This is a genomic window from Massilia sp. TS11 (genome assembly GCF_022012445.1).
In the GTDB taxonomy this organism is placed as follows: Bacteria; Pseudomonadota; Gammaproteobacteria; order Burkholderiales; family Burkholderiaceae_D; genus Telluria.
This window is the reverse complement of sequence record NZ_JAKLTS010000004.1, coordinates 83,761-106,811: the sequence shown is the minus strand read 5'-3', so window position 1 is coordinate 106,811 and position 23,051 is coordinate 83,761. Positions and strand designations below refer to the sequence as shown.

The following is a 23,051-nucleotide window of genomic DNA, read 5'->3' as shown; positions in this document are numbered from 1 at the left end:
GTGCGATGAAACACGATTTTCAGAAATCTCTTCCGGGCCAGGTCGTCCTCGGCATTTTCGCGATCGGCTTTGGCCTGCTGTTCCTGCTCGATAACCTCGACATTCTGAATGTGCGTCACGTGTTGTCCTTCTGGCCGACCGTGTTCATTCTGTTTGGTCTGCTGAAGATTTACGATACGCGCACCCCCGGCGGTTTGTTCCTGGGCGGGATGCTGGTGCTGATCGGCGTGATCATGACGCTCAATCGTCTTGGCTTCTATTACCTGGGCTGGCATACGCTGTGGCCGGTGGTGATGATTTTGCTCGGCATTTCGGTGGTCGCGCGTGCCATGCTCAATCGCCGCAATATCGAGCAGGGTGCCGATGGCCTTGCCCCGGCCCCTGAGCGCGATAGCGACACGGTCGAAGCTACGGCCATTCTCGGTGGGTTCAAGCGCCGCATTCTGTCGCAGCAATTCAAAGGCGGCGAGCTGACCGCGATTATGGGCGGCTGCGATATCGACCTGCGCAATGCCTCGATTGAAAGCGAAGCGGTGATCAATGTGTTTGCCGTCTGCGGCGGTATCTCGCTGCGTATTCCGCCCGATTGGACGCTGGTGATGAATGGCACCCCGATTCTGGGCGGCTTTGACGAAAAGACCGCAACGCCGCCGAATCAATCCAAACGCCTCGTCATTCAGGGTTACGCCATCATGGGTGGTGTGGAAGTGCGCAACTGATGAATGGGCTGATGTCCTCGCGGCGCGGTGCTGCGCTGTATCTGCTGGTCTGGCTATTGACAGGCATGTCGCTGGCGGGCCTGATCGTGGCCTCAACCAATGCCGCGTGGACGAACGCACTGGTGTTTGCCGTCCCGGTCACCGAAATCTTCGCTTTCGGTGCCGGGTTTTCGGCTTTCTATTTGTGCCGCGCCTATCCGCTCGGTGAGCGCAGCGCCTGGCAGATCATCGGTGTATTTGTGCTGGCGGCGATCGTGGCCGCCAGTATCTGGGGCGGCATTTGCCTCGCCTGGAACGCTTTGCTGCAATCCTTCGGCGTGGAGTGGGCAGGGCTTGAATGGACGCCTTTTCTGCGCGGGCTGGTATTCGGTCTGGGCATGGCCTTGTATGGCCTGACTGGCCTCGCCCATTATCTGGTGCGTGAATTCGAGCGGGCGCGCCAGGCCGAAAGGCGGGAATTCGAATCCCGCCTGATGGCCCAGGATGCCGAATTGCGCATGCTGCGCACCCAGATCGATCCGCATTTCCTTTTCAATAGCCTCAATTCCATCAGCGCGCTGACTGCGTTCGACGCCGCCCGCGCCCGTGAGATGACTTTGCAGCTATCGGATTTTTTCCGTATGAGCTTGCGTCTGGATGCCCATAAAAAGGTGAGCATCGATACGGAAATGCGCCTGATTGGCCATTTTCTGGCGATTGAACAGGTGCGTTTTGGCAGCCGCCTGCAAGTGCAGAACGAGGTGGAAGAAGCGGCGCTGGCCTGCCTGGTGCCGCCGATGATTTTGCAGCCGCTGGTCGAAAACGCGGTCAAACACGGCATTGGCCAGATGACGGCGGGCGGTTGTATCCGCATTCGTATCGCGCGTCAGGGCAGCCTGTTGCGCATGGCCGTGGAAAACGAGATCGACCCCGATGGCGCAAGCGCCGCACCGGGGAATGGCATTGGCCTTGCCAATGTGCGTCAACGCCTGCAGACCGAATACGGCACCGAAGCGAGCGTATTCTGGGGCGCGCAGGATCAGGTATTCCGGGTCGAATTGACTGTGCCGGTTTTGGAGGGAGAGGACGCCCATGCGGGTAATCATCGTTGATGACGAAGAGTTGGCGCGCATGGTCGTGCGCGAATTCCTGCGCAAGCAGCCGGATATCGACATTCTGGCGGAATGCGCCAATGGCTTCGAGGCCGTTAAGGCGATCACCGAACTGGAGCCCGATCTGGTTTTTCTTGATATCCAGATGCCTAAGCTCGATGGCTTTGAAGTGGCAGAATTGGCCGGCAACCGCACGCGCTATATTTTTGTCACGGCTTACGATCAGTATGCGCTGAAGGCCTTTGACATCCACGCGATCGACTATTTGCTCAAGCCATTTAGCGAACAGCGCTTTCAGGCGGCCCTGCAACAGGCGCGCGAGCGGATTGCGCCGGTCAATGTCCAGGCACTGGCGCAAGAAGCGAACGCGCATAAGAGTCTCGAGCGCATTGTGATTCGCGATGGCAGCCGGGTACACGTCATTCCGGCGGAACGCATCAGCTATATCGAAGCGCAGGACGATTATGTGCAGATCCGTTCCGAAGGCAAGGACTATCTGAAGAACCAGCGCTTGTCGGAACTCGAAACCCAGCTCGATCCTGCCCGATTTGTGCGCGTTCATCGCTCCTACATCCTCAATCTGGAGGCGATGGAGCGCATCGAGCAGTATGCCAAAGACAGCCATCAAGCCATTTTGAAGGATGGGGCCAAACTGCCGATCAGCCGCAGCGGTTATCAGAAGCTGCGCGCCATCATTCAATAAGGCGTGGCTGCCACCATTGGGGGAGTAGGGCGCGCACATCCGGCTGGGCGAAACGGTCATCGATCAGGCAGACCATGCCGCGATCGCCTTCACTGCGAATTACGCGCCCGGCTGCTTGCACCACTTTTTGCAGGCCCGGATAGAGATAGGTGTAGTCGTAACCGGCGCCAAACAGGGCGTCCATGCGTTGGCGGAATTGCTCATTCACCGGATTAAATTGCGGCAGACCCAGACTGGCAATCCATGCGCCAATCAGGCGCGCGCCTGGTAGATCAATACCCTCGCTGAAGGCGCCGCCGAGTACCGCAAAGCCAATCCCCCGGGCATCCGGCTGAAAGCGGCCGACAAAGGCGGCGCGCTCCGCCTCCGGCATGGCGCGCGTCTGCCGAAAGACGGGGATGTCCGGGTGCGCGTTCTGGAATGCCAGGTAGACCTGCTCCAGATAATCAAAGCTGCTGAAAAAGGCCAGATAATTGCCGGGCTGCGCCCGATAGCCATTGGCCATCAGCGCCACAATGGCAGGCACGCTGGCCTGCCGCTCCTTGTAACGGGTCGAAATATGCGCAGCCAATTGCACTTCAAGCTGGCCGCTGTTGAACGGTGACGGAATATCGATGCAGCCTGCCGTTTCAGGCATACCGAGACTGTCGCTGACAAAATGCCAGGGACTGAGCGTGGCCGAAAACAAAACGGCCGACCGCGCAGCCGAAAGCCGTGGCTTCAGATAGGGCGCCGGGACAATATTGCGGATGCAGATAGTCTCGCCATCGCTGATATCGCAAATGGCGTGGGGGCCAAATTCCTCGGCGAGACGCGCGAATTGGATGGCATCGAAATAGACATCGAGCATGGCGGAATCGAGTGCCAGCGGGGCTTGCGCCAGCGTTTCGGTGACGCTTGAAATGAGACTCTGCACATCGGCGATCAGGTCTTTCGGTACCTCCTGCAGCACCACATAGTCGTCCTGCGGCGCCTGCCGCCAAAAGCGATTGATGGCTGAAAGACGCTTCTTGATTGGCGCGGGCGCCAATTTGCGCGCCCCGGCCAGCGCGCCTTTGCGCAGCGCGGCAGAATACATGGCGCGTGCACGCGGCAGCAGATTGTGCGCTTCATCGACCAATACCTGCACTTGCCATTGGTTTTCCAGCGTCAGGCCATACAGCATGCCGCCATAGTCGAAGTAGTAGTTGTAATCGCCGATGATCACATCGGCCCAGCGTGCCATTTCGCTCGACAGGTAATAGGGGCATACCGAATGGCGCTGCGCGATGGTCGCGATGCAGTCCTGATCGAGCATGCTCTGCTGCGCGGCTTCGGTACGTGCGGCGGGCAGGCGATCATAAAAGCCTTTGGCGAGCGGGCAGGACTCGCCGTGGCAGGTTTTGTCCGGATGAACGCAGGCCTTATCGCGCGCAACCAATTCCAGCACGCGCACCGGCTGCTTTGGCAAGGCGCGATGTAAGGCATCGAGCGCCAATTGCCGCCCCGAGGTTTTTGCAGCGAGATAGAAGCTACGGTCGATCAGACTTTTTCCCATGGCCTTCAGGCTCGGGAACAGGCAGGCCAAGGTTTTGCCGATACCGGTCGGCGCCTGCGCCATCAGCGATTGCCGCTTCAGACAACTGGCATACACGGCCTCGGCGAATTTGCGCTGGCCGGGACGGAATTGGGCGAATGGGAAGGCGAGCGCATTCAAGGCCGCATTGCGCGCCTGTTGATGCGCCATTTCCTGTTCTGCCCACACCAAGAAGCGCGTACAGAGCGAAGTAAAAAAATCGGCCAGTTCTTCGGCGCTGCGCGTCTCCGTCACGGCGGTTTCCTGGCGGCTGCCGATATCGAAATACACGATGGCGAGCTCAATTTGCTTTAAGCCGCGTTCGAGGCACAGCATATGCCCATATACGCGCGCTTGCGCCCAGTGCAGCGCGCGCTGATTCTCGGGCAGCGTGCTCAATTCACTGCGATGGGTTTTGATTTCTTCCAGCAGATTGCGGGAAGGGTCATAAGCATCGGCCCTGCCGCGCACCAGCAGCGGGCCAAATGCGGCCTGCAGTTTGACCTCGCATTCGCAGCCCGGTGCACGGCGTGCCTGGACTTCGGCATGCCCCGCCATGCCTTCCTGACCAGTGGGTGACGGGGTAAAGCGGGTATCGAGGTCGCCGTGTTTTGCCGCGAATTCGCACAGGCCGCGCACCGAAATCAGGTAGGGTTCTGCCATTGCAAATAACAGACAGTGACGGGCATCGCGTGCTCTGCACAATATGCAATCCAGCGCAGCTGGTTGTCCTGCAGGCGGTCGCCTGGACCTTTGACTTCCACCATCCGGTAGCGTTTTTCGCTTGGCCAGAACTGTATGAGATCGGGAAAGCCGGTGCGATTGGCCTTCAGATCGAATAGCATGCGTTCAAACCATTTGCGTAGATGCTCAACCGGAATGCAGTCGAGTGCCATGTCGATCAAGGCTTCATTCAGCGCGTCCCAGATCAGAAATGGCGATTGCGTGCCATGCTTGTCTCGGAAGGTGGCGAGGATGGTATCGCGGTAGCGGCCATCGTCCAATTGTTGAAAGCAGGCCTCAAACAAATGCGCGCGGCGGCCATGAAAATCGCCGCTATGCAGATCGACGGGGCCGCGGTGGAAAGGGTGGAAGAATGCGCCCGGAATCGCACTGAAAATGGCGGGCCAGCACAGCAGGCCAAACAGGCCATTGATCAGGGCATTCTCGACATAAAAGGCCGGCGCCTCGTCGGAATGCAGATGCAAGCGTACCGTCTCCTCCACACACCAGAAGTCCTCGGGCTGGGGTAGGCAAAGTTCCAGCGTGTCGGCGTCCCTGGCATTGGCTTTGGCGGATTTTTGCAGACCAAGCTTGCGTTGCAGACGCGGCGCAATCCGCTGCAGGTGCTGAATTTCGGTTTCGCTTTCCGGTGCAGCCAGGGCGGATTCCAGCAGCCGGTGTGCCGCACCATATTGCGCGTCTTTTTCCAGCACACGCACGGCACGTGCGCGCGCCCCGGGATAGCGCGTCTGCGCATAGGCGGCATAGGCTGCCTGCCATTGCTGGAGCTTTTCCAGTTGCTGACCGATCTGAAATACCAGCTTTTCGCGCCGGCTGCGCAGCCATTCGTTTTCCGGATGCGGCGGCGGCACTTGTCCGAGCAGATCGGCCGGGTCCTCGCCGGCGAAAAAACGGTCCTTCAGTGCCTGGATGGCGAGATAGGCGTCGATGTCATCGCGATTGCGGAAGCCGCGTGAGGCGGGGCTGAATTCGACGCGCTCGTATTTGAAAATGCCCAGGTCGGACAGCACGAATTCGGACCAGTCTTGGTAGGCATTGCCAAAAAAGATAAGACGCAGACGATCGCAGAGGGCCTGCACGCAGATGCGCAGCACGGTATCGCTACTGCCGCGGCACCAGTCAGAAAAACGGCGGGCATCCGGATATTGGCTGCGCAGTGCCTCGAGCTGATCGGCCTTGCGGGCCTGACGCTCATGACCATTGAGGCCAAAAATGCTGATGATCTCTGGCTTGCCTAGCAATTGAAACAGGGTGTCCAAGTCAATTGCCGGGTCCTGCTCGAGCAAGCCCGCGCCGATCAGCGGGCGGGCTGCATCGAGGGTATTGCCGATTTCCGCATAACTGAGTTTGGAGGCTCGAAAATGCTCCCCCTTGCGCATCACCATGCGCACAAACAGGGCTTGTGCAGGCTGGGGCAGGGCGCGAAAACACACGAGGAAGTCCGATTCCTCCGGCGTGAGCAGGTCGGCATAGCGTGCGCCAATCCAATCGAGGACTTGGTGAAAATTGTCCAGATAGTAGAAAGGATTGTCGATGGTGGCTTGCATGCGCGGCTCATTGCTGTGCATTTATACAGTATAACCGAAGCTGCGCAGACGTGATCAGGGCTTGGGCGTGGAGGCGGGCGGTGTTTGCGTGCGCCGCACAATGGCGGCAAGTAAGGCCTCGTCTGGATCACTGGCGACTGGCTTGCGTACCGGAACGAGCGGGCGGCGTGGTGGCGCCGGACGGACGGTCGGCGCGGGCTGAGGTATGGCGGCGACGGTGACCGGCGGCAGCGGCAGCGGCGCGACATCGGGTGCTTCGATCAAGACCGGAGCCGGAAGCGGCGCCGCGTGCAGAACCGGAGGCGGCTCTGCCATGACTTGTTGGACAGGCGGGTCGGGCCGGTCGAACAGGCTGAGCGCGAGGATTCCCGTCGCCAGCAGAAGCAGGGCGCCGGTCCACGCCCACGGACGCCAGTGCCGCCGGATGGGGCGGCGCGCGGGCAGTCCATCCAGCTGGGCAAGGATGGGTGCGTCGGCGTGTTGATGCGGCGCCTGATCGAGCAGACTGGGCGTTATGCGCGTGGCTTGATTTTTCTCGGGCTCTTGCACGGCTGCAATTCCTAAGATGGGCATGCCCCGATTAGAGCGCTTTCCCTCTCCGCCATGCTGATCTGCGTCGCATTCCTCGTCTTTTTCATCCTGGCCGCCCTGCTATGGAGCATGGCCTTTCCGGCTGAGACGGGACTGTGGCGCCTGCAATTGCGCCTGAAAACACCGATACGCTTTATTCGGCGCCACCCCTGGCAGCTGGCGGCGGGCATCGCCTTGCTGATGTTGCCGCTGGCCCTGGCGCTGTGGCTGGGCGGCGAGGGCAGCCTGCCGGAACCCGAAGAGCGGGCCGGCGCGCCCGACCCACTGGTACTGGAACTGCTGCGCGGCGAGCAGCTTGTGCCGCCGGTACCGCTGCCGCCCGACATCTTTACCACGCGCGAGGTCGAGGCCATCCGCCCGCTGCTCGGCGAGGCCAGCCGGAATTGGACGCAGCTCGACGCTGACTATCGCCAGCGCCTCTTGCTGGTGTTCCGATGGATGCACGAACGCTACGGCTATGACATGACCTTGATCGAGGGCTATCGCAGCGCGGAACGCCAGAACCGCCTGGCCAGCCTGGGGCCGCAGGTCACCAATGCGCGGGCCTTTCAGAGTTACCACCAGTTTGGCCTGGCAGGCGATAGTGCGTTTATTCGTGATGGGAAATTGGTGATTTCCGAGCGTGATCCCTGGGCGGCGCGCGGCTATCAGCTGTTCGGCGCACTGGCCGAGGCGGCCGGCCTGACCTGGGGTGGACGTTGGGCAATGGCCGACCTGGGCCACACCGAACTGCGGCGGCCGACGCGCTGAGCAGACGCTTGCTTGCAATCAAGCTTGCCAATTGGAATGGATGCGAGGATGGCTTTCCCATCGTCCACTTCCTGCACATCATGCGTCGATTTTGGCAATTCTGCACAGACGGCCGCGTGCTCGGCGGCATCGTGCTTACCGCACTCGTGCTCGCCTATGTTCTGGCGGACGAGACCTGGCGACTCTGGCTGTTGACGGGGATCGCGGCGCTGCTGGTCCTCCTTATCCTGGTGTTGGTGGTGTTTGGTGCGCGCTACGTGTGGCGACGCCAGCGCGGCATGCGGCTGCGCGCCGCCATGGCGCCTGCCGCAACCGTGGACAAGGGCGCGGCCGAACACGAGGCCCTGCGCAAACAGGTGCTCGATGCCGTCGACACCATTAAGACCTCGCGTCTCGGCCTGTCGCGCGGGGCGGCGGCCTTGTATGACCTGCCGTGGTTCATGATCATCGGGAATCCGGCGGCGGGCAAAAGCAGTGCCATCGCGCATTCGGGCCTGCACTTTCCGATCACGGACAGCAAAGCCCTGCAGGGTGTGGGCGGGACACGCAATTGCGATTGGTTTTTTACGACCGAAGGCATCCTCCTTGACACAGCGGGGCGTTATGCGGTGTCAGACAGCGACCGGCGTGAATGGTTCACGTTTCTGGACCTGCTGAAGAAGCAGCGCCCGCAGGCGCCGATCAACGGCATCCTGATTGCGGCCAGTCTGGCCGAGCTCGGGCAGGGCCAGCCGCAGGCCGCGACCGACCTCGCCAAGGCCCTGCGCTCGCGCGTGCAGGAGCTGACCGAACGCTTGTCGGTGCACGCGCCGGTCTACGTGCTGTTCACCAAGGCCGACCTGATCCCCGGCTTTGTGGACTTCTTTCAGGATCTTGAGCCAGCCGAGCGCGAGCGCATTTGGGGAGCGACCCTGCGCTACAACCGGCGCCGCAGCGGCGGCGATGTGCTCGCTTTCTTCGATCAGGAATTCGATCTGCTGTGCCAGGGTCTGAAGGCCATGCGGGTGGCCAATATCAGCGCGCGCAAGGGGCCGGCGCAGGCGCCGGGTGTGTTCAGCTTTCCGGATGAATTCGCCGCCTTGCGGGCCTCGCTGCACAGCTTCCTGTCGATTCTGTTCGACGAAAATGCCTACCAGTTCAGGCCCATCTTCCGCGGCTTCTACGTGACCAGTGCGCTGCAGGAGGGCCAGGCCCAGCCCGGCCAGCAGCGCGCCGTCGCCGAGCGCTTTGGATTGAACTTTGTGGCGAGTGCCCCGGTCACAGCTAAAACGGGCGGGATGTTCCTGCGCCGCCTGTTTCGCGAGGTGATCTTCGCGGATCGTGAGCTCGTGCGTCGCTATCGCAGTCCGGCCCGCATGCGCATGCGTCTGGCTGTTTTGGCCTTGGTCACCCTGGGGTTCGGCTCCGGTCTGGGCGTCTGGAGCTGGTCTTACATGGGCAACCGCGCCTTTCTGGCTGGCGTGCGCGCAGACCTGGGCAAGCTGCGCCAATGGCAGGCGCAGCGCAGCGATCTGCAAGCCCGGCTCGAGGCTCTCGAACTGCTGCAGGACCGTATCGACCAGCTGGCCGACTACCGCCGGGCGCGTCCGTTGGCGCTGAGCTTCGGGCTCTATCAAGGAGAGGAGGTGGACAAGGGCTTGCGCCGCGCCTATTACGACGGGGTTCGCACGATCATGCTCGATCCGGTGGTGGCGCAGATCGAGGCGCTGCTGACCGAAATGAGCAGCAATCCCGAGCGCCTGGGCAGCGCGGCGCCAGCGGAGCGTAAGCGTGACGAAACCTATGCAAGCGCGTCCGCAGCCTCGGCCGAGGATTGCTACAACGCGCTCAAGGCTTACCTGATGCTGGCCGATCCGGCGCGGGCCGAGGCTGGGCATCTGACGGACCAGCTCACCCGCTTCTGGCGCGGCTGGCTCGAGGCTAACCGCGGCAGCATGCCGCGCGAGCAGATGATACGTATCGCCGAGCGCGTGGTTGGCTATGTGGCCAGCCATGCGGACGACGCGCAGTGGCCGCGTGTGGCGGCAAAACTGGCCCTGGTCGATCAGGCGCGCGATAGCCTGCGCCGGGTGGCACAGGGGCGGCCGGCCATTGACCGCGTGTATGCCGATATCAAGGCGCGCGCCGGGACGCGCTTTCCATCGGTGAGCGTCGCGAGCCTGCTTGGCGAGCAGGACCGTGGGCTGCTCACCGGCAGTGCCGTCGTGGCCGGTGCTTTCACACGGGCCGCGTGGCAGGGCTATGTGGCCGCCGCCATCAAGGAGGCGGCCGGTAAAGATTTGCAGAGCACGGATTGGGTTCTCAAGACCGTGAACCATAATGACTTGAGTCTGGAGGGCAGCCCCGAGCAAATCCAAAAAAACCTGAGCGAGCGCTACAAAGCCGACTACATCCGCGAATGGAAGGCCTTTCTTCAGGGTGTCTCGGTGGCGGACATGCGCACCTTCGAGGCGAGCGTCAGTGCGATCAACCGCCTGGCCGAGCCGCAGGCCTCGCCGATCGCGCGTGTGCTGCGTGCAGTGGCCGAGCAGACACGCTGGGATCAGCCTGCCGCCGTGTCAGCGGACAAGGCGAAGCTCGAGCGTAGCCTGTGGGCCTGGTTCAAAGACCTGGTGGTGCGGCCCGAACTGCGCACCGGCGTGGATGCCGCCATGGAGCTGGGTGCGCGTGCCGATGCGCAGTCGGGCAGCGTGGCGCGCGAGTTCGCCGGTGTGGCGCGTCTGGTCAGTCCGCTGGACAAGGAGGCTTCGCTGCTGTCTGGCTATCTCGATAGCCTGGCCAGGCTGCGCGCGCGCCTGAACCAGCTGAAGAACCAGGGCGACCCGGGGCCTGGCGCGCGTCAGCTGATGCAGCAGACGCTCGACGGCAGCGGTTCCGAGTTGGCGGACGCGCTCAAGTACGTGGATGAGCAAATGCTGAGCGGCCTGCAGGACGGACAAAAGCAGAGTCTGCGCCCGCTGCTCGTGCGGCCGCTGATGCAGACCTTTGCCATGCTGCTCGGACCAAGCGAAGCGGAGCTCAACAAGATATGGCAGGCCCAGGTGCTGCAGCCATTTGAGCGCAATCTGGCCAGCAAATACCCGTTCGCGCCCAAGGCCACGCTTGAGGCGAGCTCGGCTGAGATCGGGCAGGTGTTCGGGCCCGACGGTGCGATTGCGAAATTCGTCGGCGCCAGCATGGCCTCGCTCGTCGTCAGGCGGGGTGACCAGCTTTCGCCGCGCACCTGGGCCGAGATGGGCATTCAGCTTTCGCCGCTGGCGCAGCAGGGCTTTCCTGGCTGGCTGGCGCCGCTGTCCAACCATGGCATTGCGGCGCCGAGTACGCCGACGACGGTGTTTCAGATGCTGCCCCAGCCCTCGCCGGGAGTGAGCAGCTTCACGCTCGAGATCGATGGGCAGCAACTGCAGTACAAGGGTGGCCAGGCGGCCTGGACCAGCATGGTCCATCCGGGCGCGCAAGGTGTGCCGGGTGCGCGGATTCTGGCCCAGACAAGCGATGGCCGCAGTGTGGAGATTTTGAATGAGGCGGGTGAATTCGGGCTCAAACGCATGATCGACGCGGCGGTACGCACGCGCAAGGACAATGGCGTGTTCGGGCTGCAATGGCAGCGCCAGGGCGCGATCGTCAATGTCGACCTCAAGGTGATCAGCAATAGCGAGGCCAGTGCGTCGGACAGCAAAGGCTTCCTTGGCCTCCGCCTGCCGGATGCTGTGGCCGGCACCGCTGTGCAGAACGTCGCGGGGACGCCATGACTACCGACACCCGTCTGACCTACTTTGGCAAGCTCCCTTCGCGCGGGGACTTTGTCGGCGCGGCGCCCGGCCAGGGCGTGGTTCAGGCAATCGACCAGTGGCTTGCCGCTACGCTGCAGAGCCTGCAAGCCAATCCGCGCTGGAAGCTCATCTACGACGCCTTGCCGCCGACCGACTTTGCCTTTGTCGGCCCGCGCCGGCGGCATGCGATCGCCGGGCATTTCCAGGCCAGCCGCGATCAGGCCGGGCGCCGCTTCCCCTTCGTTGTTCTGCAATTGCACGAGGGCACGGCAGACGCGGGGGCAGTAGCCGAGTCAGCCGTGCATTTCAGCCCGTTCTGGCAAGCCATGCCGCCACAGGTCAGCGAACTGATCGCGGCGGCCAATCCCGCCACCCGCCTGCAGCATCTGTGCAGCCAGAGTGTCGCGCCTGCGCACCCCGTCCCCACGGCGGACTGGACCCTGGAGGCCCTGGCGGCCAGCCTCGACATGCCAGACCTGCCGCGCCTGATTGTGGCCCTGGGTCTGCTGCTGCAGCCGCTGGCGGACCGGCCTGATGCGCCCGCCTGTCTGGGCAAGGCGCTGGTCCTGCCGATGCCCGATGCCTGGCCTGAGCGGAGTCAGGCGGCGTGGTTCTGGCTCAGCCTGCTGGAACCCTTCATTGCCGGCACCGATGTTGAACTCTTGCAGCTCTACACGCGCTTTGACGGCCGCCCTGTGTTGCTGCTGGACTTCCACGGCGCCTCCGCCAGCAGCCTGCTCGGTGCGATGGACCCTTTGGCCGGTGCCATGATCCAGGTCCGCTTTCATGAGCTGGGCTGGCTGGATGCGGCCCTCGGCAGCGCACTCGAGGCGCGCCAGCTGGCCGCTTTCCTGGCCCAGCCGCGTCTGCCACTTGGGCTGGCGCGCGAACTGTTTCTGCACACCTTCCTGAAGAGGGACGTCCATGCTTAGCCTGCTCATCGCATTCGCGGCCGAGGCCGTCAGCATCAGCGGCACCATGCCGGACGAAGCCACCCGCGCCGCGCTGGTCGCACGCCTGCGCAGTCAATTTGTCGAGGTGCGCGACGACACCAGTAGTGGCAAAGTCAGCATGCCCGCCAGCTGGGACCAGCAGATGCAGCGCCTGCTGGGTCCCCATCTGAAGCTGGTTCACAAAGGCACACTGACGGTGGAGGGTTACCGCGTCAGCATCGCCGGCGAGGTCGCGTCGGAAGCGCAGCGGCAGCAGGTGCTGAGCGAACTGAGCGCGGCGCTCAGCCCGAATTACACGGTCAGCCACAAGTTGCGTGTGGTAGCCGGTGAGCAGGCCGTGCTGGATGCGGCCCTGGCCGAGCGTATCGTCGAGTTTGAGTCGGGCAAGGCCAGCCTGACCGAGCCGGGCCGGCGCCTGCTCGATCAGATGGCCGAGGCCCTGCTCAAGGTCAAGGGCAAGCGCGTCGCCATCATCGGCCATACGGACAATGCCGGCGCGCGCGCGGGCAATCTTGCGCTCAGCCATGCGCGGGCCATGGCCGTGCGTGACTATGTGGTGGCCAAGGGTGTCGATCCGGCCAGCATCAGCGTCAGTGGCGAGGGGCCGGACCGGCCGGTCGCCGACAATGCCACGCCCGATGGCCGGGCCCGCAACCGGCGCATCGAGTTCCACGTGCTGTGAAGCTCAGGGCAGGTGGACCGTGAAATTGGCGGGCCGGGCGGGCATGCTGATCAGCACTTCCGGCTTGCCGAGCACGGCCACCGTCTGCCGGTGCAACTGCCAGCGCAGCAGGCCAAACACGGCCGCGCTGGCCAGCAGCATCACGGCGCAGGCGATCACCAGCGAACGCTCACTGTGCAGTTCGTAGGCGATGCGGTCGGGCCGCTCGGCATGGGGCGCGAAGGCGGGCGCCTTGCCCTGCATGCGCGTGATCTCCTCGCCCAAGCGCAGACGCAGGGCATGCAATTTGCCGTCCTCATCCAGCGCGTACTTGCCGCGAAAGCCCAATAGCAGGCACAGGTGGAAGACTTCGAGCACGCCCACGTGGGCGCTGCCGCGCGCGCGCCAGTTTTCCAGCTTGTTGAAGAAATGCTCGCCCGCCAGCTGATCACCGAACAGGCGCAGCTGCAGTGGCCGTGTCTCCCATTGCTGGCGAATCGAAAAAGTCGAGCCGAGCACGATCTCGTCGAGCGCCGCGCAGTACGCATATTTGGCGTCCTGCACATCCTCATGCGGCATGGCCAGCTGGCGCGCGCGGCTGTCGACCTGACCGAGGAAGCGGATGAGCTGTTCGGCCAGGTCGGTCTCGGGACGCGGACCGCAGCCGCGCTGCAGCAGCAGCATCGCCTGGAAGCCATCGGCCATCAGATCGGCGAGGCTGGGCTGGGGCAGGGCGCCGGTGCTCGGTTCAGGCGTGGTACGGCGGTCGATACGGCGTTGCTGGCTGGCCATGGCGCTCTCCTCGGTGATGACGATGCCTCATTCGAACATTTCCGTCACGAATCGATCATGCGCCGACGCAAGTCTTTCACGCCGCCACGATTGCTTGACAGCGCGCAATTCAACAAGTTTCGCGACGCCAATAATGGTCTTCATTTCCACGAGACAAGAGGAGGCCCGCATGAAGCAGTTCCATGTCCTGCCCCTGCTGGGAGTGCTGCTCCTGGCGGCCTGTTCGGCGCCGCCGGTGGCCAAGACCAGCATCGAGGCGCCGCCCATCGCCGCCCCGCTCGACACCATCCTGGCCGAGGCCGATGCCGCCGGCCGCGCCGGTCAGGTCGACAAGGCACGCGCCTTGCTGCACAAGGCCGCTGCCGCCTACCCAGCCGACAAGCAAGCCTGGCTGAGCCTGGCCCAAGGCAGCTTCGACCGGGGTGAGTACGGCGAGGCCATCAGCGAAGCCCAGCAGGTGCTGCAGCGTGACGCCGAGAACAAGGTGGCGCACAGCATCGTCGCCGTCAGCGGTCTGCGCGCCGCCAGCAGTGCCCTGGCCGAGCTGTCGATGCGCAACAACCTGGCCGGCAACGTCCGCAACGAGGCCCAGGAGCTGGCCAAGCTCTTGCGTACGAGTCTGGGCGAAGCGGAGCTGGTGCCGGCCAATGCAGGCGCGCGCACCAAGCCGGGCCCGGTCACCACGCTCAGGAGCAAGCCAGGCCTGGGCAATAAAAACGCCAGTGATCCGTTTGGCGCCCTCAAGTGAAAGGATGAGCATGGCTAAGAACGAAAGTGTGCAAAAGCGCCTGCAGCGCGTGCGCGCCCCGCGTGTGCAGATGACCTACGACGTGGAAGTGGGCGACGTGATCGAGAACAAGGAGCTGCCCTTCGTCGTCGGCGTCGTCGGCGACTTTGGCGGCAGCAGCAAGAAGCGCCTGAAGGAGCGCAGCTTCGTGGCCGTGGATAGCGGCAACTTCGACGAGGTGCTGGCCTCGGTCGCGCCGGAAGCCAGTTTCAAGGTGCCCAATCTGATCGACGGGCAGGGCGGCGAGTTCGGTGTCCAGCTGCAGTTTCAGGCGATGCAGGACTTTCGCCCGGAATCGATCGTCCAGCAGGTGAGCCCGCTGCGCAATCTGCTCGAAGCACGCACGCGCCTGGCCGACCTGCGCAACAAGCTGGCCGGCAACGACAAGCTCGAAGACCTGCTCAGCGACGTGCTCAGCAATACCGAACAGTTGCAGCAACTGCAGGCTGCCACCCAGACCGAGGAGGACTGCTGATGTCCGCATTGATGGAAGCTATTGCGCCAAGCGCCCCGGCGCACGAGGCCGACTTGTTGGACCAGATCGTCGACCAGAGCCGCGTGGCGGCCTCGGCCAGCGAGCATGCGCGTGCGCGCGATCTGATCGGCGAGCTCGTGCGCCAGGTCATGGCCGGCACCGTCGTCATGTCGAGCAATCTGTCGGCCACGATCGACGCCCGCATCGCCGAGCTGGACCAGGTGATCTCGGCCCAGCTCTCGGCCATCATGCATGCGCCCGAGTTCCAGCAGCGCGAACGCTCCTGGACCGGCCTGCATTATCTGGTGCGCAACGCCGCCTCGGGCAAGGGCGTGCAGGTCCGTCTGCTCAACGTCACCAAGCGTGAACTGGTGAAGGATTTCCAGTCGGCCATCGAGTTCGACCAGAGCACGATCTTCAAGAAGATCTACGAGGAAGAGTTCGGCACCTTCGGCGGCGCCCCCTACGGCGCCCTGATCGGCGACTTCGCCATCACACGCCAGCCCGAGGACATGTATTTCCTCGAGCAGATGGCCCATGTGGCCGCCGCCGCGCACGCACCTTTCCTCACGGCCGCCGCGCCCGAACTGTTCGGTCTCGACAGCTTTGGCGACCTCGGCAAGCCGCGCGATCTGGCCAAGGTCTTCGATACCATCGAGTACGCCAAGTGGAAGGCCTTTCGCGACACCGAGGACGCGCGCTATGTCGGTCTGTGCCTGCCGCGTTTTCTGGGCCGTCTGCCGTTCAATCCGGTCGATGGCACCACGGTCGAAGGCTTCAATTTCGTGGAGGACGTGGACGGTAGCGACCACCAGAAATACCTGTGGTGCAACGCCGCCTATGCCTTCGGCGCCAACCTCGCGCGCGCCTTCGACCACTTCGGCTGGTGCGCGGCGATTCGCGGCGTCGAGGGCGGCGGCCTGGTCGACGACCTGCCGACCCACACCTTCAAGACCGATGACGGCGATATCGCCCTCAAATGCCCGACCGAACTGGCGATCACCGACCGGCGCGAGAAGGAGCTGTCCGACCTCGGTTTCATTCCGCTCGTGCACTGCAAGAACACCAGTTACGCCGCCTTCTTCGGCGCCCAGTCGGCCCAGCGCGCCAAGCGCTACAACAACGACGCGGCCAATGCCAACGCCACGCTCTCGTCGCAGTTGCAATACATCTTCGCCGTCTCGCGCATCGCCCATTACATGAAGGCCATGATGCGCGACAAGATCGGCAGCTTCGCGGCGGCCTCGGGCGTGGAGGACTATCTGAACCGTTGGCTGACCAAGTACGTCCTGCTGGACGACAACGCCAGCCAGGACCAGAAGGCCCAGTTTCCGCTGCGCGAGGCCACGGTCCAGGTCAGCGAGGTGCCGGGCAAGCCGGGCGTCTACCGCGCCGTGTCCTTTCTGCGTCCGCATTTCCAGCTCGATGAGCTGTCGGTGTCCCTCCGTTTGGTCGCGGAGTTGCCGCAATCGACCAAAGCCTGATCCTTCCACCTCACAAGGAGTTAAGAATGGCAATAGACGTCTACCTGCAAATCGATGGCATCAAGGGCGAGTCGGCCGATGACCGGCATCGCGACTGGATCGAATGCCAGTCCGTGCACTGGAGCGTGTCGCAGCCGCGTTCGGCCACGGCCTCGACCAGCGGCGGCCACACGGCCGAGCGCTGCGAGCACAGTGAAATCGTGATCACCAAGATGGCCGACCTGGCCACGCCGATCCTGCTGCAGACCTGCTCGTCCGGCAAGACCATCCCGCGCGCCAAGCTCGAGTTCATGCGCGCCGACGGCCAGGGCGAGCGCATCAAGTACTTCGAGATCGAGCTCGAAAATGTGCTGATCGGTGAGGTCAACCCGACCGTAGGCGAGGGCGACATCCTGCAGGAAAGCCTGGGCCTGAAGTTCTCCAAGGTGAAGTGGAAGTACACGCAGCAGAAGATCGGTGGCGGCGCCGGTGGCAACACCTCCGGCGGCTGGGACCTGGCCAGCAACCGCATCGTCTGAGCCACACCCACCCTCCTGGCCCCGCGCGGTCCTAGCCCGTCCTGCGCGGGGCTTTTTCTTGCCCGGATACCGATATGGACCTCAATCTGAAAACCCTGGTCAGCAAATTCAATGACACCACGCGCACTGCCGCCGCCCGCGCCGCCAACCTCTGTCTCGGTCTGGGCCAGTTCGAAGTCGATGTCGAGCACCTGTTCCTGGCCCTGCTCGAGCAGCCGGCCAGCGATGTCGCCTGCATTCTGCGCCATTGCGACATCAGCCTCACGCGGCTGGAGAGCGACCTGCGCGCCGAGCTGAAAGGCTTTGCCAGCGGGGCCACCCGCACCCCCGTTTTTTCGCGCCATCTGCCGCAGCTGTTCGAACAGGCCTGGCTGATCGCCTCGCTCACGCCGCTGCAGCCGGCGCGCATCCGCAGCGGCCATCTGCTGCTGGCACTGCTGAATGATCCGGCGCTGTCGCAATTGGCCCAGCGCGCGTCGGGCGCATTTGCGCGCATCCCGCGCGACCGTCTCAAGCACGATTTCGACAAGCTCACCGCCGGGTCGCAGGAGGCAGGCAGCGCGCCCCCGCCCGATGACGCGCCCGGTGCGCCAATTCCGATGGCGCGCGCCACGCCGGCGCTGGAGCGCTACACCACCGACCTGACCGCGCGCGCCCGCGCCGGCGAACTCGATCCGGTGATCGGGCGATCGGCCGAGATTCGCCAGACCATCGACATTCTGCTGCGCCGGCGCCAGAACAATCCGATCCTGACCGGCGAAGCGGGTGTCGGCAAGACCGCCGTGGTGGAAGGCCTGGCCCTGCGCATCGCCAGCGGCGATCTGCCCGCGGCGCTCAAGCAGGTCGCCATCCACGTGCTCGATCTGGGCCTGCTGCAGGCCGGCGCCAGCGTCAAAGGCGAATTTGAGAGCCGTCTGCAGGCCGTCATCGATGAAGTGCAGGCCAGTCCGCATCCGATCATCCTGTTCATCGACGAGGCGCATACCCTGGTCGGCGCTGGCGGTGCGGCCGGTCAGAACGACGCGGCCAACCTGCTCAAGCCCGCGCTGGCGCGCGGCAGCCTGCGCACCATCGCCGCCACCACCTGGGCCGAATACAAGCGCTACTTCGAGAAAGACGCCGCGCTGGCGCGCCGCTTCCAGGTCGTCAAGGTGGAGGAGCCGGACGAAGAAAACGCCTGCGCCATGCTGCGCGCGCTGGCCGCGCCGATGGAGCGCCACTTCGGCGTGCGCATTCTGGATGAAGCGGTGGTGCAGGCCGTGCGCCTCTCGCACCGCTACCTGAGCGAGCGCCAGCTGCCCGATAAGGCCATCGGCGTGCTCGATACGGCCTGCGCCCGCGTCGCACTCGGCCAGTCGGCCCAGCCGGCGGCCATCGAGAGCCTGCATAGCCAGCTGGCCGCGAATGCGGCGCGGCTGGCAGCGCTGGAGCGCGACGCGGCCGCCGGCCTGCCACAGGGTCTGCAGATCGACAGCCTGCGCGCCGAACGCGCCGATCTCAGCGCGCGCCTGGCGGAACTGGAGCAGCGCTGGCAGGACGAGCGCGCCCTGTGCGCCCAGGTGCAGGAGATCCGCGCCGCCGCCGAGGGCAGCAGCGACACGCGCATCCGCGCCGAACTGCGCGACCTGCAGCTGCAGCTGGCCAGCCTGCAGGGCGAATCGCCGCTGGTGCCCGCCCAGGTGGACGGCGCCGCCGTCGCCGCCGTCGTCGCCGGCTGGACCGGCATTCCGCTCGGCCGCATGCTGAAGGACGATCTGGCCGTGCTGGCCACACTCGGAGACTTGCTGGCGGCGCGCGTGGTCGGCCAGCCGCACGTGGCCGGCGCCATCGCCCAGCGCATCCGCTGCGCGCGCGCCCGCCTCGACGATCCGGCCAAGCCGCAGGCCGTATTCCTGTTTGCCGGTCCCTCCGGCGTCGGCAAGACCGAAACGGCGCTGGCTCTGGCCGAACTGCTGTATGGCGGCGAGCGCAAACTCATCACCATCAATATGAGCGAGTTCCAGGAGGCGCACAGCGTCTCCGCCCTCAAGGGATCGCCGCCGGGCTATGTCGGCTTTGGCGAAGGCGGTGTGCTGACCGAGGCCGTGCGCCGCCAGCCCTACAGCGTGGTGCTGCTCGACGAATTCGAAAAGGCCCATGCCGACGTGCGCGAGCTGTTCTACCAGGTGTTCGACAAGGGCCGCCTCGATGACGCCGAGGGCCGCAGCATCGACTTTCGCAACACCATCCTGATCGCGACCTGCAATCTCGGCGCCGCCCAGATTATGGCCGCCTGCGCAACCGCCACACCGAGTCCGGCCGAACTGGAGGCCCTGGTGCGTCCGCTGCTGGCCCAGGCCTTCAAGCCGGCCCTGCTCGGGCGCATGAGCGTGCTGCCTTTTTATCCGCTGGCCGAGGAAAGCCTGGCCGCCGTGGTCCGCCTCAAGCTCGATCGCATCGGCCAGCGCCTGCTGCAGCAACAGCGCGCCAGCTTCCACTACGATGGCGCCGTGGTCGACGCCATTCTCGCCCGCTGCGACCAGCCCGAGGCGGGCGCGCGCCATGTCGATGCGCTGTTGGCGCGCCATCTGCTGCCGACGCTGGCCGATACCGTGCTGACGGCGCTCGGGGAAGGGCGCGAAATTCTGTCGGTGCAGGCCACGGCCGCCGCCGACGGCAGCCTGCAGCTGCGCGTCGACCAGGCCTGAGGAGACCAGCATGCTCGATCTGCCACGCCTGCTCGACCCGATCCACCCGAACACGCCCTGCGGCGAAGACCTGAGTTTTTCGGCGGAGCTGGACGCCATTGCGCGGGCGCGCCAGGCGGACGATCCGACGCTCGATCAAGGCGCCTGGGTCAGCGACCTGAAGGAGGCCGACTGGCCGCTGGTGGCCGCGCGCTGCAGCGAGCTGCTGTCCAGCCGCAGCAAGGACCTGCAACTGGCCGTCTGGCTGGCCGAAGCCCACGCGCACCAGGGCGACACGGCGGCCCTGGCCGATAGCCTGCGGCTGATCGCGCGTCTGTGCCAGCACTACTGGGAGGGCCTGCATCCGCTGCCCGACGAAGCCGGACCGGAACGCCGGATCGGCAACCTGTGCTGGCTGGCCGCGCAGCTGCCGCAATGGATCGCGCAGCAGCAGCAGCCGGGTGAACTGGCGAACGCGCTGCGTGAACTGGAAGCCGCGGTCGACCTGCGCCTGGGCGCCGATGGTCCGAGCTTCAGCCCGGCCATGACGGCGCTCGAACGTTTTCCCGCGCCTTGCGAAAATCAGCCGGACAGCGCGCCGGCCGGCGACGCGCCCGCAAACGGCGGCGCGCTGCAGACGCGCGCGCAGGCCATCGCCCAGCTGCGCAGTGTGGCCGCCTGGTTCCGCGCGAATGAACCGCACAGCCCCGTGGCTTTGCTGGCCGAGCGTGCGGCCGCCTGGGGCGAGCAGAATCTGGAGCAATGGCTGCGCAGCGTGATCAAAGACCACGCCACGCTGGCCCAGCTGGAGGAGACGCTCGGCCTGGGGCCGCGCGCCGATGGATGATTACACCTTGACCTTGGCCGCCGCCGCTTCGATCTGGGCTTCGACCATTTTCACCGCCTCGCGCGTGGCCCGGGTCACTTCCTCGTAGCCGCGGAAGGCATTGTCGATGGCGGCCTTCACGATCTGCACGGCGTCCTTCGAACCCGGCTTCACATGCTGGGTCACGTCGTAGATCAGGGCCGACAGGCTGTTCTTCGATTCCTTCAGGTGGGCGTCGGCGGCCTGCTCGAATTCGTCTTTCATCTGCAGGATGATGGCGGTCAGCTGCTCCGCGTATTCCTTGGTGTTCTGCATACCGGGCGGCAGATTGGCCATTGCGGTCAGGGCCGCCTGCGCGCTCGGCGCGCGGCCCAGCTCTTTGCTGGCCTCCATCGCGTCCTTCATCGCACTCTGGGCCGTGGCCACGTTCAGGGCCACCACTTGTTCGACACCCTGAATGGTCTTTTGCGCCAGGGCGTTAAAGGTCATCATCTGCAGTTCAAACAGGGTCTTGGTGGCGTTGGCGAACTGTTCGGGACTGGTGAACATGCGGTCTCCTTATGCAGGTGCTGCGTCGTTATTGGATTGGGGCGCCACGCGCGGCAAGCGCAGACGCACCGTTGTGCCCTCGCCAGGGGCGCTGGACAGGGCGATGTCGCCGCCCAGCAGGCCGTCGACGATGTTATACACCAGGTGCAGGCCCAGTCCAAGCGAGCCGCCGGCCATGCGCGTGGTGAAGAAGGGATCGAATACCTGGTGCTGGAGTTCGGGCGGGATGCCGGCCCCGTCGTCCACCACCGTCAGCATGATGGCGCCATGCGGCGCGCTGGCCGCCGTGATGCGGATATGCCCGGCCGCGCCGGCCGGGAAGGCGTGCACGAGGCAGTTGTCGAACAGGTTAGACAGCACCTGCAGCAGCGGGCCCGGATAGCTGTCCATCTCGAGGCCGTCTTCGATCTGGCTGTGCACGTGGATGCCGCGCTCCTCGGCGCGCGGTTTGAGCGACTGCAGCACGTCGCGCAGCAGACGCGTGGCCGAAAATTCGCGCCGCTGGGCGCTGTCCTGGTCCACCGCCAGCTGCTTGAAGTTGGCCACCAGTTCGGCCGCGCGCAGCAGATTGCGCGTGACCAGTTCGGCCGCCATGCGCGTATCGGTGATGTAGGCCTCCAGCGTCGAGCGGCGGATGCCCTGGGCCAGCGCCTGTTCCAGCGTGTCGGCGCGGCTGCTCAGGGTGGTGGCCGCCACCAGACTATTGCCGATCGGGGTATTCAGTTCGTGCGACATGCCCGCCACCAGCGTGCCGAGCGCGGCCAGCTTGTCGCGCCGGACCAGTTCCGCCTGGGCCGAGCGCAGCGTCTCGTTGGCCTGGGCCAGTTCGGCGTTCGCCTGCGTGAGCGCGGCGGTGCGCGCATCGACCATCTCCTGCAGCTTTTCGCGGTGGCGCGCCAGCTCGCGCTCGCGCCGGATCCGCTCGATGGCGATGCCGGCCAGATGGGTCGCGACCTCGATCAGGCGGAACTCCTCCGGCCCCGGACTGCGCACGCTGCGGTAGTACATGGCGAAGGAGCCGAGCACCTGGCCATGCTCGACGCTGATCGGCGTGGACCAGCAGGCGCGCAGGCCGTAAGCCAGGGCCAGAGCCTTGTAGTCGGCCCACAGCGGATCGTGTTCGATGTCGGAGACGATGACCGTGGCATTGCGGTACATGGCGGTGCCGCAGGACCCGGCCACCGGGCCGATCGGCACGCCGTCGAGGGCGTCCATATATGCCTTGGGCAGATTCGGGCCCGAAGCGGGACGCACATGCACGCCGTCTTCGTCCAGCATCAGAATCGAGCACAGCACGCCGGGCGCGAGTTCTTCGATCAGGACCAGCAGGCTGTCGAGCGTGGCCTGCAGGTCGGCCCCGCGCGCCACCATTTCGAGCAGGCGCGCCTCGCCCGCGCGCAGATGCTCGGTGCGTTTGCCGTGGGTGATGTCGAGGATGCGCAGATGTAGCAGGCGCCGTTCGCTGATGGGCAGCTGCACGAAGCGCAGCTCGGCGTCGAAGCTGCTGCCGTCGGGGCGCTGCAGGCGCAGTTCGCCCACCTGGCGCAGGCCGGCCGCGACATCGGCCAGCATGGCGCGCACCGTGTCGTCGGCCGGGCGGGAATCGGCCTGCAGCGGCGCGCACAAGCCGGTCAGCGACAGCTGGCGCAGCGCCTCGAAGGTGTAGCCGAGCAGGCCGCAGGCGTGCACATTGGCGTCCAGCAGACACTCGCAGTCGAGGTCATACAGCAGCACCGCGTCCGGTGAGCCCATGAGCATCGCATGGTAGTCGATCCGCAGCGCAGGCACGGCGCAGCCCGCGCCGGCGCCGTGGGGGGCGTCGGCTGCGGCATGCAGCGGCGGTGCCGGGAAGCGGTAAACCATGACC

At 64.8% G+C, this 23,051-nt stretch carries 19 protein-coding genes; 13 read left to right on the top strand and 6 right to left on the bottom strand.

The genetic code is table 11. From position 1 onward, the window contains the following. Positions 1 to 5: 5 nt before the first annotated feature. From LZ005_RS07645 to LZ005_RS07635, 3 genes are read left to right on the top strand one after another with little or no spacing between them, the layout of a single operon-like run. Positions 6 to 719: a LiaI-LiaF-like domain-containing protein gene (locus LZ005_RS07645; protein WP_237806329.1), complete on the top strand. Its 714-nt coding sequence runs from the start codon at positions 6 to 8 to the stop codon at positions 717 to 719. Further along, positions 719 to 1,810 (top strand): sensor histidine kinase, encoded by a 1,092-nt coding sequence (locus tag LZ005_RS07640; protein WP_237806327.1) that lies wholly within the window; start codon positions 719 to 721, stop codon positions 1,808 to 1,810. The genes LZ005_RS07645 and LZ005_RS07640 overlap by 1 nt, the downstream gene beginning before the upstream one ends. Further along, entirely contained in the window at positions 1,791 to 2,513 is a 723-nt protein-coding gene (locus LZ005_RS07635; RefSeq protein ID WP_237806325.1) for a LytTR family DNA-binding domain-containing protein, read from the top strand. The genes LZ005_RS07640 and LZ005_RS07635 overlap by 20 nt, the downstream gene beginning before the upstream one ends. On the opposite strand, the gene LZ005_RS07630 is transcribed toward LZ005_RS07635, so the two are convergent. Genes LZ005_RS07630 through LZ005_RS07620 form a run of 3 tightly spaced genes read right to left on the bottom strand, consistent with a single transcriptional unit; the run spans position 2,503 to position 6,908 of the window. Then, positions 2,503 to 4,731 carry an ATP-dependent DNA helicase gene (locus LZ005_RS07630; protein ID WP_237806323.1) on the bottom strand — a complete coding sequence of 743 codons (2,229 nt, stop codon included), beginning with the start codon at positions 4,729 to 4,731 and terminating at the stop codon, positions 2,503 to 2,505. The two genes, LZ005_RS07635 and LZ005_RS07630, sit on opposite strands and share 11 nt — an antisense overlap. Further along, positions 4,713 to 6,359 carry a VRR-NUC domain-containing protein gene (locus LZ005_RS07625; protein WP_237806321.1) on the bottom strand — a complete coding sequence of 549 codons (1,647 nt, stop codon included), beginning with the start codon at positions 6,357 to 6,359 and terminating at the stop codon, positions 4,713 to 4,715. The genes LZ005_RS07630 and LZ005_RS07625 overlap by 19 nt, the downstream gene beginning before the upstream one ends. Positions 6,360 to 6,413: 54 nt before the next feature. Then, a complete protein-coding gene (locus LZ005_RS07620) occupies positions 6,414 to 6,908 on the bottom strand; it encodes a hypothetical protein (RefSeq protein ID WP_237806319.1) in 495 nt (164 codons plus the stop codon). A 54-nt stretch (positions 6,909 to 6,962) separates the two neighbouring features. Between LZ005_RS07620 and LZ005_RS07615 the strand changes: the two genes are divergently transcribed. The 4 genes from LZ005_RS07615 to LZ005_RS07600 are packed head-to-tail and all read left to right on the top strand — an operon-like array spanning position 6,963 to position 13,108. Continuing rightward, on the top strand, positions 6,963 to 7,700 hold the full coding sequence (locus LZ005_RS07615) for a M15 family metallopeptidase (RefSeq protein WP_237806317.1): 738 nt from the start codon (positions 6,963 to 6,965) through the stop codon (positions 7,698 to 7,700). A gap of 8 nt (positions 7,701 to 7,708) precedes the next feature. Then, entirely contained in the window at positions 7,709 to 11,452 is a 3,744-nt protein-coding gene (tssM, locus tag LZ005_RS07610; protein WP_237806315.1) for a type VI secretion system membrane subunit TssM, read from the top strand. Beyond that, positions 11,449 to 12,405, top strand: a complete 957-nt coding sequence (gene tagF / locus LZ005_RS07605) for a type VI secretion system-associated protein TagF (RefSeq protein WP_237806313.1) — start codon at positions 11,449 to 11,451, stop codon at positions 12,403 to 12,405. The genes tssM and tagF overlap by 4 nt, the downstream gene beginning before the upstream one ends. Beyond that, positions 12,398 to 13,108 carry an OmpA family protein gene (locus LZ005_RS07600; protein ID WP_237806311.1) on the top strand — a complete coding sequence of 237 codons (711 nt, stop codon included), beginning with the start codon at positions 12,398 to 12,400 and terminating at the stop codon, positions 13,106 to 13,108. Before tagF ends, LZ005_RS07600 begins: the two co-directional genes overlap by 8 nt. Before the next feature lie 3 nt (positions 13,109 to 13,111). On the opposite strand, the gene icmH is transcribed toward LZ005_RS07600, so the two are convergent. Further along, on the bottom strand, positions 13,112 to 13,879 hold the full coding sequence (gene icmH, locus LZ005_RS07595) for a type IVB secretion system protein IcmH/DotU (protein WP_237806309.1): 768 nt from the start codon (positions 13,877 to 13,879) through the stop codon (positions 13,112 to 13,114). Positions 13,880 to 14,048: 169 nt separating this feature from the next. Here icmH and LZ005_RS07590 point away from each other — a divergent pair, with 169 nt between their 5' ends. The 6 genes from LZ005_RS07590 to LZ005_RS07565 all read left to right on the top strand — a co-directional run bounded on the left by LZ005_RS07590 (position 14,049) and on the right by LZ005_RS07565 (position 20,656). After that, positions 14,049 to 14,627: a tetratricopeptide repeat protein gene (locus tag LZ005_RS07590; protein ID WP_237806307.1), complete on the top strand. Its 579-nt coding sequence runs from the start codon at positions 14,049 to 14,051 to the stop codon at positions 14,625 to 14,627. Between the two features lie 10 nt (positions 14,628 to 14,637). Next, entirely contained in the window at positions 14,638 to 15,141 is a 504-nt protein-coding gene (gene tssB, locus LZ005_RS07585) for a type VI secretion system contractile sheath small subunit (RefSeq protein ID WP_237806305.1), read from the top strand. Beyond that, positions 15,141 to 16,625, top strand: a complete 1,485-nt coding sequence (tssC, locus tag LZ005_RS07580) for a type VI secretion system contractile sheath large subunit (protein ID WP_237806303.1) — start codon at positions 15,141 to 15,143, stop codon at positions 16,623 to 16,625. The genes tssB and tssC overlap by 1 nt, the downstream gene beginning before the upstream one ends. 26 nt (positions 16,626 to 16,651) lie before the next feature. Further along, positions 16,652 to 17,143 carry a type VI secretion system tube protein Hcp gene (locus LZ005_RS07575; RefSeq protein ID WP_237806301.1) on the top strand — a complete coding sequence of 164 codons (492 nt, stop codon included), beginning with the start codon at positions 16,652 to 16,654 and terminating at the stop codon, positions 17,141 to 17,143. Between the two features lie 74 nt (positions 17,144 to 17,217). Beyond that, complete coding sequence (gene tssH / locus LZ005_RS07570; RefSeq protein ID WP_237806299.1) at positions 17,218 to 19,830, top strand: type VI secretion system ATPase TssH; 2,613 nt, start codon at positions 17,218 to 17,220, stop codon at positions 19,828 to 19,830. A gap of 10 nt (positions 19,831 to 19,840) precedes the next feature. Further along, positions 19,841 to 20,656: a type VI secretion system ImpA family N-terminal domain-containing protein gene (locus LZ005_RS07565; protein WP_237806297.1), complete on the top strand. Its 816-nt coding sequence runs from the start codon at positions 19,841 to 19,843 to the stop codon at positions 20,654 to 20,656. On the opposite strand, the gene phaP is transcribed toward LZ005_RS07565, so the two are convergent. Then, positions 20,657 to 21,184: a TIGR01841 family phasin gene (gene phaP, locus LZ005_RS07560; RefSeq protein WP_237806295.1), complete on the bottom strand. Its 528-nt coding sequence runs from the start codon at positions 21,182 to 21,184 to the stop codon at positions 20,657 to 20,659. Between the two features lie 9 nt (positions 21,185 to 21,193). Next, entirely contained in the window at positions 21,194 to 23,047 is a 1,854-nt protein-coding gene (locus LZ005_RS07555) for an ATP-binding protein (RefSeq protein WP_237806293.1), read from the bottom strand. Positions 23,048 to 23,051: the final 4 nt, after the last annotated feature.

Excerpts from the sequence above, each read along its gene's own strand:
- LZ005_RS07645 (WP_237806329.1), top strand. The coding sequence starts at position 6 with ATGAAACACGATTTTCAGAAATCTCTTCCGGGCCAGGTCGTCCTCGGC.
- LZ005_RS07640 (WP_237806327.1), top strand. The coding sequence starts at position 719 with ATGAATGGGCTGATGTCCTCGCGGCGCGGTGCTGCGCTGTATCTGCTG.
- LZ005_RS07635 (WP_237806325.1), top strand. The coding sequence starts at position 1,791 with ATGCGGGTAATCATCGTTGATGACGAAGAGTTGGCGCGCATGGTCGTG.
- LZ005_RS07630 (WP_237806323.1), bottom strand. The coding sequence starts at position 4,731 with ATGGCAGAACCCTACCTGATTTCGGTGCGCGGCCTGTGCGAATTCGCG.
- LZ005_RS07625 (WP_237806321.1), bottom strand. The coding sequence starts at position 6,359 with ATGCAAGCCACCATCGACAATCCTTTCTACTATCTGGACAATTTTCAC.
- LZ005_RS07615 (WP_237806317.1), top strand. The coding sequence starts at position 6,963 with ATGCTGATCTGCGTCGCATTCCTCGTCTTTTTCATCCTGGCCGCCCTG.
- tagF (WP_237806313.1), top strand. The coding sequence starts at position 11,449 with ATGACTACCGACACCCGTCTGACCTACTTTGGCAAGCTCCCTTCGCGC.
- LZ005_RS07600 (WP_237806311.1), top strand. The coding sequence starts at position 12,398 with ATGCTTAGCCTGCTCATCGCATTCGCGGCCGAGGCCGTCAGCATCAGC.
- icmH (WP_237806309.1), bottom strand. The coding sequence starts at position 13,879 with ATGGCCAGCCAGCAACGCCGTATCGACCGCCGTACCACGCCTGAACCG.
- LZ005_RS07590 (WP_237806307.1), top strand. The coding sequence starts at position 14,049 with ATGAAGCAGTTCCATGTCCTGCCCCTGCTGGGAGTGCTGCTCCTGGCG.
- tssB (WP_237806305.1), top strand. The coding sequence starts at position 14,638 with ATGGCTAAGAACGAAAGTGTGCAAAAGCGCCTGCAGCGCGTGCGCGCC.
- tssC (WP_237806303.1), top strand. The coding sequence starts at position 15,141 with ATGTCCGCATTGATGGAAGCTATTGCGCCAAGCGCCCCGGCGCACGAG.
- LZ005_RS07575 (WP_237806301.1), top strand. The coding sequence starts at position 16,652 with ATGGCAATAGACGTCTACCTGCAAATCGATGGCATCAAGGGCGAGTCG.
- tssH (WP_237806299.1), top strand. The coding sequence starts at position 17,218 with ATGGACCTCAATCTGAAAACCCTGGTCAGCAAATTCAATGACACCACG.
- LZ005_RS07565 (WP_237806297.1), top strand. The coding sequence starts at position 19,841 with ATGCTCGATCTGCCACGCCTGCTCGACCCGATCCACCCGAACACGCCC.
- phaP (WP_237806295.1), bottom strand. The coding sequence starts at position 21,184 with ATGTTCACCAGTCCCGAACAGTTCGCCAACGCCACCAAGACCCTGTTT.
- LZ005_RS07555 (WP_237806293.1), bottom strand. The coding sequence starts at position 23,047 with ATGGTTTACCGCTTCCCGGCACCGCCGCTGCATGCCGCAGCCGACGCC.